The 18,445-nt window shown below is 60.6% G+C and carries 1 protein-coding gene (only partly in view); it reads right to left on the bottom strand.

All 18,445 nt of this window come from inside a single coding sequence — locus J3U87_RS13240, non-ribosomal peptide synthetase, on the bottom strand. Of the gene's 46,164 coding nucleotides, 26,040 precede the window and 1,679 follow it; the stretch shown corresponds to coding positions 26,041–44,485 (codon 8,681, complete, through codon 14,829, partial); reading right to left, the first codon wholly in view occupies positions 18,443 to 18,445. Both codon boundaries (start and stop) fall beyond the window edges.

The following is an 18,445-nucleotide window of genomic DNA, read 5'->3' as shown; positions in this document are numbered from 1 at the left end:
TGTTCTCGGCTTCCACGGGCGAAATCCCAAAGAACAAAGGATCGAATCGATCGACATCGGCGATAAAACCGCCGGACTTGACGTTGGTCTTGCCTGGCTCTTGGATCGGATCGCCGTAATAACGACGCCAATCCCAGCGATCGGAAGGGATTTCGCCGATCAGATCGCGGTCGGCTTCCAGATTGCGCCAAAATTCATCCAGGTCGGGGGAGCCGGGGAAGCGGCCGTGCATACCGACGATGGCCACGGCCGAAACCGGTTCCGACGTTTTCGGTTTCGGTTGGCTGGGGAAGAGGCGCGGAGGTGGTTCCGGTTGGGCAGTCGGGACGGATGCCTGGACTGCCTTGAGTGACGCGCCGTACTTTTTCTGGAGGACCGGCAGGTGCGCGTCCAGCAGATAGTCGGTCAGCGCCGACAGGCTGGTGTATTCGAAAAACAGCGTGGGCATCAGATCCAAGCCGTAACACCCGTTGAGACGATTGGTGAATTCCAAGAAGGTGATCGAATCGAATCCATAGGCCGGAAGCTCGGCATCCGCTTCGATCAATTTGGGCCGCAAGTCCATGAGATCGGCGACCTGTGTGACGAGTTCCCTATAGGTCGCGTCGCGTAGGGCTTTGAGGTCGGGTGAAGCGACGGCGCTTTCCTGCTTGGGCTGTGGGACCAGGGCCGCGGGCTGCAAAATCCGAGAACGAATCCGTCGGGCGTCTCCCTGGAGAACCAGCACCTGAGGATGCCCGGTCGCGAAGATCCTGTCCAAGGCCTGTCGGCCCGCAGGCGTTTCCAACGGGATCATGCCGGTGGCTTGGGTCATGCGGACTTGATTCTCGTGCGCCATCTGCATGCCGCCGCCTTTCCACAACGGCCAGATCACTGATAGGGTCCTGCACCCGCCCTGGGTTTTGCGGCGGTTGCGGGCTTCCGCGAAACCGTTGAGGAAGGCGTTGGCACCCGCGTAATCGGCTTGGCCCGGATTGCCCAACACACTGGAGAGCGAAGAGAACAGGATCAGGAAATCCAGATCGACGGATTGTGTAGCGCGGTCGATCGCCGTTAACCCGGCAATTTTGGGCCGCAACACGTGCGCCACGTCCGTGGGCGTCTTGCCGAGGATGTAGGCGTCTCGCAAAACGCCGGCGCTGTGGACGATGCCGTTCAGTTTGCCGTGGTCGCGCAGGATGGTGTCCACCAGGCGGCGCACCTCCGCTTCGTCGCCGATGTCGCCCTGGAGGTAGGCGACCTTGGCACCTTTGCGGCGCAGCTTCTCCAGAAGGGACGGATCGCGCAGTTCGGAGCGGCCGCTCAGAATCAAGGTGACGCCTGCAACGCTTGCAAAGTGGTCGGCGAAAATGAGGCCCAAACCGCCCTGGCCGCCCGTGATCCAAACCACGTCACCGGTTTGGAGGATGGGACCGCCTTCGGCAGGGATCTCGATTTCCTCGAGGCCTTTGACCTCTCGACTGCCGGTTCGGGTGTAGCGGATTTCGAGATCCTGGTTGGCGGTTTGGATCTCGGCTTCCAGGCGGGGCATCAATCGATCAAACCAATCGGCCTGATCAGACTGGTAATAAACGACTTTGGGCGCAATGCCAGGATGTTCCAGGCGCGCCGTTTGGAGGAAGCCGGCAATGGCGGCGTGAGCCTTGTCTTCGCTATCCTCGGGAATCAGCAGGATGACCGGTTGGTCGTCTTTGGACAATTGGCGCACGGCCGTTTGGATCAGCTCGAACACGTGAATGAAGTTGTCTTGGATCTCTTGAGCACCGCTCTCACTGGAAAGCGGCAGACATTCAATGCGGGCATCCGGCCGATGTTCGCTCAGCGCCTGGTGCAGTTCGTCCTCGGTCACGATGAACATGGGCGGCGCCGTCGGTCGCGATGGTGGATTTTTGATGAGCGTCGAGGGACGCCATTGGGGAACCGCGTACAGCAGCTCATTGTTCGCGGGTGCCGGAATCGCGGTAAAACCCTTCATGGCCACAATGATCGCGCCGTGCTCATCGGTCACATCGATATCGACCTTCTTGAACGGATCGCGGGATGTGGACGTCCGCACGTAGGCGTACGCCTGATCGGGAAGGTCGCCGTAGCATGTCAATTCGTCCAAACTGTAGGGCATCGGCAATGCGTTCCCCGGCTCTTGGATCGCAGCGAACAGAATGCCCGTCAGCACGGCGCCGTTGATCATGCTGGGGTGCAGGACGTAGTTGGCCCGGTCGGCCTCGGCGGGCAGCCTGAGTGTGGCCAATGCCTCCCGGTCGTTGTAGTCGAGCCGCACGACGCTTTGAATGCTTGGCCCGTGGCCGAATTCCAGCAGGGCGTCGCATGCGTCTTTATCTTTGTGTGCGGTGCAACGGGCCTGGATCTCTTCAACGGGCAATGATCCGGCGGCTTGTGGGTGGGGGCCGGTGATGAATCGGCCCTGGGCGTGAACCTGCAGTTCGCCATCGGTTCGCGTGCTGATCTGGAAGCCGTTTCGATCGTCTCGAGACACGTCGATCTGCACGGCCAGGCCGGGTTTCGCGACCACCAGCGGTCGGCTCCAAACCACGTGGCTCAAGCCCACGACCTCTTGCACTTGTGCTCCGGCGGCGTGCGCCATTTCCAGAAGAACCGCGCCGGGCAACATGTGCCCGTGATCTCTCAGGTAGGGTTCCGTTCCCTTGAATGAGGTCGTAAAGCCGACCGTTCCGGGGGTGGTGCGGTCTTGGTGAAGCAGGGGATGACGTGCTTCCACGGCACGGGAGGAGAAGCCCTGCATGCGTACGCAGAGCGTTCCGTCGCCGTCCAACAGATGGATATCGAGCCTGCGCACCTTGTTTTCCGGGATATCGGAACGACGGATCCAACACCACATGTCTGGTGCGCATGTCCCATGGATTTCCAAAGCCTCCAGGGCGAACGGGAGGAAGGGACCCGCGCCTTGTTCCTGATCGGCCATCAGGGCGAATGTGATCGAGGCTTGGGTGGCCGCATCCATCAGGCTGGGATGGAGCGCGAATTGATCCAGGGTCTCCGCAACCGAGGCCGGCAGGCTGAGTTTGGCCAGGACTTGATTGTTTCCATAAGTCAGGCGTTCCAGGCCACGGTGAGCGGGGCCGTAGTCGATGCCCATCCGCTCGAACGCCGCGTAGCAGGTCGCGGGCTCGATCTCGGTTTGGTTGATCTCCGCCTGCAGGGCGGCAAGCTCCGGAACGCTTGTTGCCTGCGTGTCGGCAGCCCAAATAGCAAATCCCTGGCTGTAAAGGCTTTCCTCTTCGGCGGAGGTTGCGAAGATGCGATACCGAATCCGATCGGGGAGGCTCGAATCCGGCTCGAGTCCGATATGGAGTTCGATGGGATCGTCGTCGACGAAACAGGGCTGGGCCCAGACGATGTTCTCGAGGCGAACGTGAGCGGAGGCCTCGGCGGATTGCGTCATCGCTTTGCGGGCTAGCTCCAGGTATGCCACGGCGGGCAGCAGCTTGCGGCCGTTGACCACGTGGTCGCGCAAGAAAAATTCACGACCCGTGAGCTGTACCCTGAAACGCTGCTCGCGCGAATCTGAGGCTTTTTCGGGAACCAAGCCAAGCAGGCTATGATTCCCCGCCGACGCGGCCGCCACCGGCGAGAACCAGTATGTTTCACGGGTAAACGGATAGCTGGGCAAACGCATCAAGCGCGGTTTGGCCGCGCCGTAAAGTCGGTCCCAATCGATGGCGACGCCCTTGATCCAATGCGCCAACAGTTTGGCCAAGTCGCGTTCCCGGTACCATTCATCGAGGTCGCGGCGCAGGGATTTCGCCAAGGCGGCCAACGGCTCCTTTTTCATCATCCGGCCACGATACGTGTCGGTCGCTTGGTTTGCGAGGAAGGCGCCCAGCTTGTCGGAAAGTTCCGCTACGGATTTCACGATCAGGCCCAGGCGTTCTTTCATGTCGTTGCGGGCGGTCTGCAGGGTGTAGGTAAGATCGGAAAGATTGACGGATTCCGACAGGCACGCCAGGAGTTTTTCGGCGTAGGCCCGCAGGCGATCCTCGGTTTTGGCGGACAAGACGATCACGTGGGTGTCGTGTTCCTGTCGCACCGGTTCCGCCCCACCCCTGTACTCTTCGATGATCAGATGGGCGTTGGCACCGCCGGCCCCGAACGAGGAAACCCCGGCTATTCTGGGATATTCCTTCGTTTCGCCATCGATGGTGACGACGGGCCGTTTCCATTCCGTTACTTCCTGTTGGACCACGAACGGGGTGCGCGCGAAGTCGATATTGGGGTTCAATTCTTTGGCGTGCAGGCTGGGCACCAGTTGGCGATGGCGCATCTGCCAGACGATTTTGGCCAGTCCGGCGATGCCCGCGGCGGCTTCCAAATGACCGATATTGGACTTGACCGAACCCAATGCACAAAACCCGGTGTCGGCGGTATCTTTTTGAAAGGCCTGCGAAAGGCCGGTGACCTCAATGGGATCGCCGAGTACGGTGCCGGTGCCGTGAGCTTCGACATAGCTGACCGTGCGCGCATGCACGCCCGCCCGATCCAATGCGCTCCGAATCAACGCTGCTTGAGCCAGAGGGTTGGGGACCGTGTAACCGTTGGTCTTGCCGCCGTGATTGAGCGCACTGCCGCGGATCAGGGCGTAAATCGAATCCCCATCCCGGACGGCTTTGGACAAGGGTTTCAGCAGCAAACAGGCGACACCCTCGCCTGGCGCAAAACCGTCGGCACCCTTTCCGAAGGCCTGGCTTTTCGAGTTGGGCGAGAACATGCCCATCGCGCAGCGTGGGATGAACTTCGAGGGGTGGAGGTATAGGTTGACGCCGCCTGCGACCGCCATATCGCAGGATTCGCGATGCAGGTGTTCGCACGCTTCATGGATGGCCGTCAGCGAAGACGAACACATCGTGTCGATCGCGAGGCTGGGTCCTCGCAAATTCAGCAGGTAGGACATGCGGTTGGCCGCCGAACTGAAGGAGGTGTGGGGAATCACCCGTTTACCCTGGCTGGATAACGCTTCCGCGTTGAGTTCGAACCCGGTTTGGCTGATGCCCACGAAGATGCCGACGCGGTTATCGTGTTGGTCGGCCAGCCGTGCCCGTGGGTAGCCCGCATCTTCGAAGACATCCCAGCAGGCTTCGATGAACACCCGTTCCTGGGGGTCCATGCTCATGACTTCCCGTGGCGAGATTTCAAAGAAGAGCGCGTCGAAGTCCGCAAAGCCCTCCAGGAACCCGCCGGATTTGCAATAGCTCATGCCCCGTTCGATCGCCTGCCTGGGATCGGGATGATAGAACCCTTCCGTGCGCCAGCGATCCTCGGGAACCTCGTGGATGCAATCTCTTCCGGCTTTCAAGTTCTCCCAAAATCGTTCCAGGTTCTCGGCTTGCGGGAAGCGAGCGCGCATACCGATGATCGCGATCGGCTCGCCTTGCGCCGTCGCGTCGACGGGCGCCGCTTCATCCGCAACGAACGTCTTTTCGAGGGGGGGCGCCTCGTCCGCGATACGCGTCGTTTCGCGGGGCACCGCCACGGGCTTTCCGGCGTCGGGCGTGCCGGCTGCGGAAGGCCTCGCGTCGCCTGCCCAACGCACGCATTCCTGCGGGAAGACCTCGGTCAGGTGTTCCACCACGGTGCGCAACGTCTGGTACTCGAAAAACAGCGTTTTCGACATGTTTGGGAAGAACGCGACCATTTCCCCATTGAGCCGATTGATCACGATCGAGTCCACGCCGTACTGCTCCAGGGCCTCTTCGGCGTCAAGCTCGTGCGGTTCCAATCGAATGATTTTGGAGAACAGCGCCTTGAGCCGCATCATGGTGGTTTCCATCAACCGTTCGGACGACGTTTCGGTCGGCACCGCCGCGTTCGACACCTGTCGCTTGAGCGGGGAGTGGCCGAGAAAGCGGCGAAGCTTGGCCACATCTCCGGCGATCACCATCACCTGATCTTGCAGGTCCGCCAAGCCTTGGTGGAGCGTCAAGACGCCCGCGGGCGACTCCAGGCCCACCATGCCGATTTGGTCCTTCATGGCCTTTTGGGTCTCCATGGCGATGTCGATGCCCGATTCTTTCCAAAGCGGCCAATCGATCGACAGCGTATGACCCGATCGCCGACCTTCGGCGACAAGCTGGTTTCGATAGGACGCATAACCGTCCATGAAGGCGTTGGCGGTCGCGTAATCCGCCTGACCCGGATTGCCCAATACGCCGGCGCCCGCAGAGAAGAACACGAAAAAGTCGAGCGACAGGTCTTTGGTCGCCGTGTCGAGATGAACGATGCCCGAGACTTTCGGGGCCAAGACCGATTTGAATTCCACCGCCGATTTTTTGAGAATGAAGTTGTCGCGAATCAGTCCGGCGCTGTGGATCAAACCGTTCAGCGCACCGAATTCCGTGTGCACCTCGCGAACCAGGTCGCATATCTCCTGACGCCGAGCGACGTCGGCCGAGCGGTATCGGGCAACGCCGCCACCCGTGCTTTCGAGCTCCCGGAGTAAGGCACGAATCCGGTCGTCGATCGGAGAGCGACCGACCAGAATCAGCACGGCGCCTTTGGTGCGGGCGGCGATGTCTCGTGCGAACACCGAACCAAGCCCACCGGCACCGCCGGTAATTAGGTACACGCCTTTCTCTTTGTAGAGGTGATCGCCCATCTCCGGATTGAAGCTGATTTCCTCCAGAGACGAGACCTGGCGGACACCGTCGCGGTAGCGGATGTGAACCTCGTTCGCAGCCGAGGCTTCGGCCTTGAGTTTTTGGACGAGTTCCTGCTCTCCCGGTTCGAATTCAATCAGTTGCCCCATGACTTTCGGGTTTTCCAATTGAGCGGTTTTCAAGAGGCCCAAGAGTCCGCGGAATAGTTGTCGTTCGCCTTGTCCAAGCATGACGATTTGGATCAGGAGCGATTGCCGCGGTTTTTGCGCCAGGACGTTTCGAATGTGTTCGAAGACTTGCAGGGCAATGTCCTCGAAGCGTCGATCCACATCCGTTTCTCGAGTGCGCAAGGGATGAATCGCGATGCCTTCGCCCATGTGGGGAAGTTCGAGTTCGCAGGGCATGACCAGGTGTCGTGCCTCGATTCGGCCCGTCGCGGGCACCGCTTTCTCTATCCAGGTCGGGCGGTACATCAAGACGTTCTCGTGATGATGCGGGCGCTCGGCGACTTGGGGACGAATATCCGCCCAATACCGGTTTTTGACGAACGGGTAGACCGGCAGATGGATTCGACGCGGGATTTCCCCACCATAGAATCGATCCCATGCGATCTCGGCACCGCGACACCATCGTTCCGCGACGTTTCGAAGATCGTGCAGCGGCGGTGGCGGCCCGGTTTCCTTGCCAGCGCGTCCTTGCAGGCACCAGGCGGGGTCTGTTTTGCCCGCGATGAACTGGGCCAGTTTCCGGTTTAAATCGGCCCGGTCCCGCACCAGCAACGCCACGCGTTCCTTCATGGCTTCGCGTCCGGTTTGGAGCGTCACCGCGATCTCCGCGAGATGGGCGGCGGACGGTGCGTTGCGGCGCAGGTTCTCGGCGAGGATCGGAAGCCGATCCGCCTTGCGGGCCGAGAGTGGAATCAAGTAGGTTTCGAGGTCCGAGGTGGCATCGGTTGTCACGGGGACATGTTCGCGCACGACCAGATGCACGTTGGTGCCGCTGTGCCCAAAGGAGTTCAGGGCGGCGGTGCGCGGATGATCGGCGGAAGCGGGCCAAGGCATGGTTTGCCCACTGGCGAAAAACGGGGAATCGTCCCATTCGATCAAGGGATTGAGCCGATTGAAATGAAGCAGACCAGGGAGTTTGCCGTGCTTCATGGACAAGAGGATCTTGATCAACCCGATCGCGCCGGCAGCGGCACAGGTATGCCCGATATGCGCTTTGGCGCTGCCCACGGCGCAGAAGTGTTTTTTATCGGTAAACCGTTTGAAGGCGCGCACCAGCGCGTTGGCTTCCACGGGATCGCCCAATTTGGTGGCGGTACCGTGCGCTTCCACATAGGAGATCTGCTCGGGATTGATGCCGAAGCGCTGGTAGACGTCGGTGATCAACGCCTCTTGGGCGACACCGCTCGGGGAGGTGATGCCGTTGCTGGCGCCGTCCTGATTCACGCCGGAAGCCTCGATCACGCCGTAGATCGGATCGCCGGCGGCCATCGCCTTGTCCAGTCGCTTCAAGACCAGGATGCCCACACCCTCCGATAAAACCGTGCCGTTGGCGGATGCGTCGAAGGTGTGGCATTTCCCGTCGGGCGAGAGGATTTCCACGCCGGACAGTACATTGAAACCGTCCTGACCCATGGCGGCATAAACCCCACCGGCGATCGCCAGATCCGTTTCTCCGTGGCGCAGGCTTTCGCAGGCCAGATGGATGGCCGTGCCGGAAGAGGAACAGCCCGTGTTCAGCACCATGGCCGGCCCTCTCAAGTTGAGGTAGTAGGACAGGCGCGAGGCGACGATCGCTTCGGATGCGCCGGTAAAGGATTCATGCACGTATCCGGTCGGTTCGGCACCGATATACAGACCGACCTGTGCCTCCTCCAGGTTTTTGGGATTGAGCCCGGCGTCCTCCAGGGCTTTCCAGCTTTCCTGGAGGATCAAGCGCTGGTGCGGGTTCATCGATTCCGCTTCCCAGGGAGAAATGTTGAAAAACAGCGGATCGAAACAATCGCGATCCGCCAAGATGCCGCCCCAACGATACGCGGCACTTTCCGGGTCCACATAATGGTCGGGCAGCGCTCCGATCCCGTCCTGGCCCTGAATCAAGTTGTGCCAAAAGCTCGATGCATCGTGGGCCTTGGGACACTGGACAGACAGACCGATCACCGCAATCGAGGACGCGGAGGAGGACGGAGCTTGAATGTTTGGGGTGGAACCCGTTTCAATCGGACGTCTCGGCGTTTCGGGCGCGGTAATCCGGACCCGGTCCTTGAACGTGTGCTCGACGTATTGGGACAAGCGCCCGACGGTGGTGTAGTCGAAAATGATCGCACTGTTCAAACGAAGGTTTAAGCGCTGGTTGATGAGCTTGATGAAGGCGGTGCCCAAGATCGAATCCAGCCCGTAGTCCGAAAACGGGATATGGCTTTGGATCGCCGACTGCGAAACCTGGGCGGCCTCGGCCAGACTGCGGGTGATCACCGCCTCCACCGAATCCTGTCCATCGCCCGCGGACCCCGCGACGGATGCGGTCTGTGTTGGTTGCTGCGACGTCATCTCGTCGGGTTGCCTTTCGTTCAAGACGAGGCCGCCGCGTTCTGCGACGATCACGCGTTGGCCCAGGCTCTCGGCGGCTTCGACGGGTAACAGGACCTTGGCAAAGCCCTCTTCTTGCAACACCTTGCACCAGGCCTCGGAGTCCAACAGCGGCGATCCGGGAATCCTCAGCGCCTCGTCTTCATAGCGCCACCAACCGTCCAGCAACCCGAACGTCAGGGACAGCAACGCCACTTTGCGCGTGACTTCATACAGAACCAGGATGCCGTCCGAGTTCAAGGCATCCACGGCATGGCGCAGCGTTTCCCGAATATTCTTCGTGGCGTGCAACACGTTGGCGGCGATGGCGATGTCGTAGGCACCGCGCTTGATCTTCTGGTCGCGTCCATGTTTTTCGATGTCCCACAATTGGTAGGTCATGAAAGGGGCGTCGTACCTGTCCCGAGCCGCAAACAAAAAGGCGTTGGACAGGTCGGTAAAACAATATTCCGCGATATGGCTGGAATCGAGTTCCGGCAAGACCATGCTGGTCGTGCCGCCGGTGCCGGCACCGATTTCGATGATCCGAATCCGGGCCTTGGGATCCTCTTCGATCCGTTGTTGAATATAGGCTTTCACGAAGTGGACGACGAGGCCGTTGAAATAATCGGAAATGGCGTTCCGCTGGTACATCTTTTCCACTTTTTTCGTGGAGGCATCGGGGAACAAAATGCTCGTCGCTTGAACCTGACCTTTGAGGATTTCGGGGAGCCGCTGCAAACATTCGTCAACCAGGGCAATTCCGGGGCCCAAGTCGCGATCCTGCAAATAAGCCGCTTTTTGTGCGGCCCAGTCTGCCCAGATTCGGTCGCCCTCGTGCGGGTCGATCTCTGCGATCACCTGCAAGCGCTCGCCCTTGCGTTTCAGGTAGCCGCCGTCTTCCAGCAGCGACACGCATTCCTCGAACCAACGCCGGTACGTGTTCACGATCCCCGCTTCGCCCGCCAACTCCCGCCAAGGCGCCCAGGTACCGGGCTCGGGAAGCAATCCCATTTTTTGCACCTGAACGAACAGCAACCGCAGCAGTTGCTCGTTCAGCGCTTCCCAGTCGCTGCGTCTGGAATCCAAATGTTTCGGCGGCGGCACGGCCTCATCGTCCGGCGTCCAGAGTGCGTGGAGTCGGGAGATCCCGAGCGTGGCGACCTCATCGCGCAGGTTCATCACCGCTTTGGCCGACGGAGCGACTTTCATGCACAGCATGCGGCTCAAGCTGCGGTCCTGAAGGAGCCGGGTGAATCGTTCAAAAAACTGGAAGCCCTCTTGTTCGGAAATCAAACCGAAGTGCTTGCTGGTCAGCGACGCGTTCCAATAACCCCAATTGATGCTGCCGACCGGGAAGGGGGCGGTGGGCGCGATGGCATCGACGAAGGCGTCCGCAAAGGTAATCCCCGCCGCGTATCCGGAACTGTCGCGCGAGGATAGGAATGAAAAGGATTGGATCGAGGAGAAAAAACACATGAAGTCCAAGGGCTCGGCCTCAAAAGCGCGGTAGAAGTTGAGGCTCCCGATCGATTTGACCTCGAGGGTTTCCCGGAACGCGGATTCCGAGGTCTCCGCAACCGAGTTCTCCAGCTCCGAGACGACGACCCCGGCGAAGACGGCACCGTTGATGGACGCGTGTTTGGATTTCAGCACGGCGACGGCTCGCGACATCGACGCCCAGTCGGTCACGTCGGCCTGGAGGTAGAGGACGCCGGGGAAGGCGGCCCGTTTTTCCTCGAGTGTCGGGTCCGTTGCCGCGCTGCGACCGATCCATACGACTTGGGCTTGATAGGTCTCGATGAGGCGGCGGGTGATCGCTTGTCCCAAGGTTCCACTGCCGCCGAGAATCACATAGACGCCGCCGGTTTTGAGTCCGGTCTGGTTTTCGAAGGCGCGCCAATCGAAGGTCGCGAAGGTTTGACCATAGCGCACGTCGCCAACCAACCGGATGGCCTCGCCGCGATCGGAACCCGGCTCCTGGGAAATCCGGTGCATCAGCTTTCGCCGCTGTTGCGGATCCGAGAGATCGTCGCGCGAGATGTCCAGGTTGCGGACCGCGAAGCGATGATCGCCCTGTGCGATCGAGGCGGCCAGGCCTTTGACGCCGGCGCCCCAGGGGTTGGCGGAGGACTCGGCGAAATTGTCGAAGGTCAGGAAGTAACAGTCCACGAAGCCGTCAGCGGCTGTCTTTTGTTGAAGCGCTTTGATGAAACGCAGGAGCTGGATTTCGTTCTTCTGCTGGTATTCGCGGAGAACGGCCACATCCCAAGGACGCGTCTCTTCGCTCGTGATGAAGTAGAGTCGATCGGGCGAGGGGAGGGCAGCGAAATCCTCGCGATCATCCAGGTTCCAGATCCATTCGCGATCGGAAACCTGGCGGGTCTCATCGCCAAAGGTTATTTGGAGAACCTCGGCGTCGCCGTGGAAATCGCGAATGGTTTGGTCGAATCCGTAGCAGGGTGCGGCGGCAACGACCCAAACGGTTTGCGGTTCGTTTTGCGCTGCGGTCGGCGCGGGTTGCGGGGTCCATCGCGGCAGATAACTCATCGACGGCAGGAACGCTTGCGGTTCCGGCTGGATGTTCGTTGCAGCGCGTTCCTGTCGCGAGTGACGCTGCCCGGTATTGGGTGCTTCGCTTTCCTGGCGCCAATACCGCTCCCTGGCGAAGGGATAGGTGGGCAGGCTGATGCGGCGCGGCGTCTCCGTGTAGAGCCCCGGCCAATCGATGGCCACGCCCTTGACCCAAAGGTCCAAACACTTGCCGTAATGGCCTTTTTCCATCCAAGTGCGGATCGTGGTTTGCAGATCCTCATCCAGGGCCGCCGCTTCTTTATGTGGATCGACATAGCCGCGATAGACGCCGTCCGCGCCGTCGTCCTCCGCCACGAAGCTCGCTAGCTTGTGCTCGAGGTCGGCGATCGAATCCGCCACGAAGCCCAACCGTTCCGCCATCGCTTCGCGACCGACCTGAAGGGTGTAGGCCAGGTCGGGGAGCGAGGGTTGGTTCGCCCCGATGAAGGCCAGCAGGTTTTCCGCGCGAGCCTTCAACCGATCCGGTTTTTGGGCCGAGAGCGGAATGAGACAGGTTGCCTCGGGCTGATCGGTCTTGGCGGTCGGGATGTGCTCTTCTATTAATATGTGCGCATTCGCGCCGCCTGCGCCGAATGAAGATATTCCGGCGATCCGTGGCCGACCCTCGATGGGTTGCCAATCCTGGAGTGTTCGCTGCACCACAAACGGCGTCTTCTCGAAATGAATGTTGGGATTGAGCGCTTCGGCGTGAAGCGACGGTGCCAATTGGCCGTGTTTGAATTGGAGCAGGACCTTGGTGAGGCCTGCGATGCCCGCCGCACTCTCGCCGTGGCCGATATTGGATTTGACCGACCCGATGGCGCAGAATTGCGTGTCGCTGGTCGTTTGTTCGAAAGCGCGGGTCAGCCCGGCGATTTCGATGGGGTCGCCCAAGACCGTTCCCGTGCCGTGCGCCTCCAAATAGCTCACGGAGCGTGCATCGATTCCGGCCCGTTGCAAGGCGTCTTGGATCAATGTCTTTTGCGCTGCGGGATTTGGGACCGTGAACCCTCGGGTCCGGCCCGCCGCGTTGACCATGCTGCCTTTGATCACGCCGTAAATATGGTCCCCGGCGCGGATGGCACGATCCAGGGGTTTCAAAAGCACCGCGCCGACCCCTTCGCCCGCGACGAAGCCGTCGGCCTGCGCGCCGAAAGACTTGCAGCGGTCGTCGGCGGAGAGCATGCCCGCATTGGTCAGCCCCACGTAGTGGGCAGGATCCAGGATCAGGTTGACGCCGCCCGCAAGGGCGCAATCGCTGGTTCCGTTTTTGATACTTTCCATCGCCAAATGGATGGCGGTCAATGAAGAGGAACAGGCGGTATCCACCGCCAGACTGGGTCCCTGGAAATTGAAGGTGAACGACACGCGATTGGCGATCGACCAATAGTGAGGCATGGCGGCGTAGCTGCTGTTCATCACGCCCACGAACACGCCGATTTTTCGGCTCGCACAGAGGTTGGCGGGGGTGTAACCGGCATCTTCCAAACAGGCGTAGGCCGTCTCCAGGAACAAGCGACCTTGAGGGTCCATCTGTCGTGCATCGCGCGGGGCGATGCGGAAAAACAGGGGATCGAAGCGGTCCACGTCGTCCAGGAACCCGCCCCACTTCGAGTAGCTCCTGCCGATGACGCCCTTCTCCCGGTCGAAATAGTCCCGCCAGGCCCAGCGGTCGGCCGGGATTTCGGTAATGCAGTTCTTTCCGGTCTTTAGGTTTTCCCAGAATTCGGCCATGTCGGCGGCTTGAGGATACCGGCCCGCCAGGCCGACGATCGCGATGTCGCTCGATGGGACCTGCGCCCGCTCGTGCTTGGCGGCGGGCGCCTCGCTAGGCGTGATGAACCGCCTGCTTTTCCGGTTCAGCGGTTTTAATGCGGTGGGCGTCTCGGCTGCGTTCGCCAGGGGTTTTAATGCGACCGGTGTTTCGGTTTCTTTCGTTTCGCTTCCGATCAGTTGCAGCAACGCCGGCTTTTGGGTTTTGAGAAAATGGTCGACCAGCTTTTCAATCGTCTCGATCTCAAAAAGCAAGGTGCTGCTGACGTCGTCGAAGATTTGGTTGAGCGCATTGGTCACCTGAATGATCAGGATGGAGTCCATGCCGTACTTTTCCAACGGCTCGGCGGCGTTCAACTTGTGCGGCGAGAGGTTGAGTGCTTTGCCGACCAATGCCTTGAAGGCGGTTTGTGCCATGCTGCGAATGCGGGCGTCACTCAGCCCTGGCGCCGGCGCCGCGACCTGTTCCGGGGTTGCGATGTGTACAGGTGTCGCGACGTTTGCCGATACTACCGGTTTTGCGGGATTTTCGGCCGGCTTGGGCTCCACCTCGGTCCGTTCCGACACACTCGCTTGGGGTCTGGTTTTCAAGCGGACGACGCCGTCGCTCTCGGCGACCACGATTTGGTGGCCGCCCTCGTGAGCGGCCTTCGCCGGGAAAAACACGGATCGGAAGCCCTCGCCTTCCAGCACGGTCCGCCAGCCTTCCGGTGTCAATCCCGGACAGCCGGGAATCCGTAGTTCGGGATCTTCGTACAACCACCAGCCGTCCAAAAGGCCGAAGGTCAGGTGGGCGAGTACCGAGTGGCAACTGATTTCATTGAGAACCACCAAACCGTTGCTGCGCAAGTAGGCTTTGACGGATGCCATCGTCCGGCGCATGTCGCGGGTTGCGTGTAAGACATTGGCGGCGATGACCAGGTCGTATCCCGGTTCCCGGCCTTCTTCGATCAGGTCCTCGATGTTCAACAAGCGCGTTGTGACGAAGGGATAGTCCGGGCAATAGGTTTTTTCCGCATGGATTAAAAAGGCTCGGGAAATATCCGTGTAAGTGTATTCCTCGATATGGTGTTGCACGGCCTTCAATTTCGCCAACACTGCCGCGCTGGTTCCGCCGGTTCCTGCGCCGATCTCGAGGATGCGCACGGGCGTGGAGGGCTGTTGCTGCAACTGCTGTTGGACGGCGGCCAGGACCGTGTCGGCAATGATCTCGTTGAAGGTGTCGGCCACCGGGTTGTGTTTGTAGATGTCTTGAACCAGATCCATCGAGCCGTCGGGAAACAGAACATCGATTGCGGTTCGTTTGCCGGTCAACATATCGGGCAAGGCCTGCAATGCCGTATCGACCAAGTGCACTTGGGCGCGCATGCGTTCGTCCTGCAGCCACGACGCTTTTTGTCGATGCCATGCTTCCCAGGCCGCTTGCTGGGTTTCGGGCGGGATCTCGACCGTGATCTCGCCTGTTTCGTCCATGGCGATGAAGTGGTATTCCGCCAAAATGCGGTAGGTCTCTTCAAGCCAGCGCCGCAACGTCGCGGGCAGTTCGGCCTTGTGTTCCGCCGACAGCCCGACCTCTTGCAGTTTGGCCATCGTCATCAGGCTCAACTGCCGGTCCATGGCGTCTCTGGTTTGTTTTGCCTCGTGGAGCATGGGATGTGACGGGAAAGCGGGGAGATGTTTTTGCAGGCTCGTGGAAGGCCGCTTTTCCGGGTAGGCCGAAATCACCTGGTCTTGTTTGAGCACCTGTCCCGACTGCGGGCGGCCCTTGGTTTTCATGAACACCATCCGCCCGACGGGCGCGGCCATGAGCGTTTCCAGCGCATCCATAGCCTCGACCGATTCGATGGATGCCGTGCCGACCTTTTCCATGCGCTTCCGATAGTCTTCGGAGGCGACCGCGCCGACCCCGCCCCAATAACCCCAGTGCATGACCCGGCAAGGCCAACGTGCGGCGAGATGGGCGGCGAAGGCGTCCGCAAAAGTGCAGCCCGCCGCATAGTTGCTCTGTCCCGGCGCTTGGGTAAAGGATTGGGTGGAGGAAAAGAACAAGCAGAAATCCAGCGGCTCGCGCTGGAAGACCTGCGCCATGCGCACGCTCACATCCACTTTGGCGGCCAGGCAATCGCGCAATTGGGGTTCGTCCATGTTGGCAATGCTTTGATCCGACAAGTGAATCGCGGAATGCACCAGTCCGTGGATCCGGGTGTGTTGGGCCTTGATGCGATCGTAGGCCTCGGCCAAGGATTGAAGTTGCGAGGCGTCCGCGGCGATGTAGTCGGGTGCCGGGCCCAAGGCCGCCAATCGATCGAGTGCGGCTTGAATGGTCGCGTCCAAGGGGCGACGGCCGATCCAGATGATGTTGGCCCTGTAGTGGCGAATCATGTATTCGCTCCATGCCTGGCCGATGCCGCCTGCGCCGCCGATGACGACGTAAACGCCGCCCTCGACATAAGCGCTCTCCTGCCGTGGTTCGGACCGGTAGGGGCGAAGCGCTTGCTGGAACCAGGCACCCTTGCGGCGGGCCCAGATATGGGTTCCGGGTTCGGGGCCCATGGTGCGCAAATCCTCCATCGGCCAGGGCGCATCGGCCTCCAGGTCGAAGAGTCGCACGGTCCAGTGTGCATATTCCTTGGCCATGGAACCGATCAGTCCGTGCAGGCTCGCGTGGGCCGGGCTCTTGGCAGCCTGGCCATGGATGGTCAGCGTCTGCGTCGTGATCAGGGTCCAGGTCAGATTTTGGGTGGCGTGACCCAGATCCAACAGCGCTTTGATGGTTCTGAAGCAAAGCAGGACGCCCCGGGTTTGTTCCTCGATCACATGGTCCTCGCCAGAGAAGGCGGGGGCAATCCAAACAATGTGATCGACGGGGCCGTCCAAAAGGCGCGTCAAGGCAGCGATCGACGCAGTTGAATCGGCTGCGATGATCCGCGCCTTGGGATAAGCTTTTCGCAGCTCCCGATGATTGGCCGAGCTGCCGCCAAAGATCACAACGTGCTCGTCTGCAACGGGTTCTTGTTTTTCCGGGCGGGCGACCTCCCAAACGGGGGTCAGCAACAGCCGGTGGGGTTCCGCCGATGGCTGGCGCCGATGCGCGACGGGCACCCTGCTAGACAGACCGCGTAGGCGCACGCGGACCGCCCCGTTGGGATCGCACAGATCGATGTCGATTTTGTTCATTGCGGACGAGGTCGACGCTGATTCACGAGGTCGGATCAGGGCCCACATCTCGGGTTCGCAAGGACCGTAGATGTCCAGTTCGTCCAGTGCAAACGGCAGCGCGGCTGTTCGCACCGGATCGTCTGGTTTCAACTGCATGGCGGCCTGCAGCGCCGCGTCCAGCATCGTGGGATGCAACGCGTAGCAGGTGCGCGAATCGCGAATGGAAACGGGCAGGGAACACTTGCTCAGTACCTGTGCCTCGCCCAGGTAGACGGTCTCGATGCCGCGATGGCCGGGGCCGTATTGCAACCCGTTGGTCCGGAATGCCCGGTAGCACTCTTCGGCCGAAACGCTTCCCCGATCGCACTGGGCCTGCAAGGCCGACACGTCATGGCTGGGGCCCGGTCGTTTGGGGTGGAGTGCGGCGCGGCCCTGGGTGTGAACGATGGCTTCGCCGTGTTCGGCCTGCGTGTAAATCTCGTAATCCACGCGATCATCGTCGATGGGTTCCAGCCGAATGTGCACATCGAGTGCACGATCCGTCTTGACGATCGGCCGACTCCAAACCACGTTTTCGAGCCGAATGTCGAACGGGTCGTCGTAGAGCTCGGCGACCGCTTCCCGTACGGCCGTGGTCGCCATCTCCAGCGTTGCCGCGCCGGACAGCACCGCTTGATCGTGGACCACGTGATCGGCCAGGAAGAACTCGTCGCCGGTGAAGCTGGAGCTGAATTTCTGAACAGAAAGGTTCGACGTATTTTGGTGAACCAGCGGGTGAAGCGAGTTGCGGTGTTCGCGCGGCCTTTGGACCTCGGGTGCCCAATGACGCTCGCGGGCAAAGGGATACCCGGGCAGGCCGATACGTCGTGGTCGGTTCTCCCGGTAGAATTCGCTCCAGTCGATGACGAAGCCCTTCATCCAAAGGTCCAGCAACTTGCCGTGTTTGCCTTTCGCAAGCCAGGATTGCATGGCCCGGTGCAAATCTTCGTCGATGTCGGTGGTTTCCAAGCGGAAATCCGGGAGCTTCACCTGGCTGCGAACCAAACCATGGACTTGGGAATCGCGGTTTCGAAAGGCGGTCAGTTTCTGGTCCAGTTCCTCCAGCGAGGACGCCAGAAAGCCCAGCCGTTCTTCCATGGCTTCGCGGCCCACTTGAAGCGTATAGGCAACTTCCGAGAGAGTGGCGGAGGCCACGGCCAAGTGCTCTTGAAGTTGGGTGACGACTTGGTGGAGCTGCTCTTCCGTTCGTGCCGAAAGCACGATGATTCGAGGTTCACCATCCACTTCGGTGGCAGGTGCCGACTGGACATATTCCTCGATGACGACGTGCGCGTTGGCGCCGCCTGCGCCGAATGAAGAGATCCCGGCTCTGCGCGGTTGCTCGCCCGCGCCCTCGAGGTTCGGCCGCTTCCATTCCTGGCATTCCTGCTGGACATAGAACGGACTTTTTTCAAAATCGATGTTCCGATTCAATACCGACCCATGGAGCGAGGGGACCAGCCGCCGATGCTTGAATTGCAAAAGCACTTTGGTCAAGGCGGCGACGCCGGCCGCGGCTTCCAAATGCCCGATGTTGGACTTGACCGAGCCGATCGGGCAGGACTGGCGTTGTAAGGGGCCGAAGGCGTTACTCAGCCCGCGAATTTCAATGGGGTCGCCCAGCGAGGTACCCGTGCCGTGCGCTTCGAGGTAGGAAATGGTCTGGGGTTCTACTCCGGCTTGCTTCAGGGCGTTGCG

Origin of the sequence: Sulfidibacter corallicola (assembly GCF_017498545.1) — a bacterium.
GTDB lineage: Bacteria > Acidobacteriota > Holophagae > Acanthopleuribacterales > Acanthopleuribacteraceae > Sulfidibacter > Sulfidibacter corallicola.
This window is presented reverse-complemented; position numbering and strand designations above follow the sequence as displayed.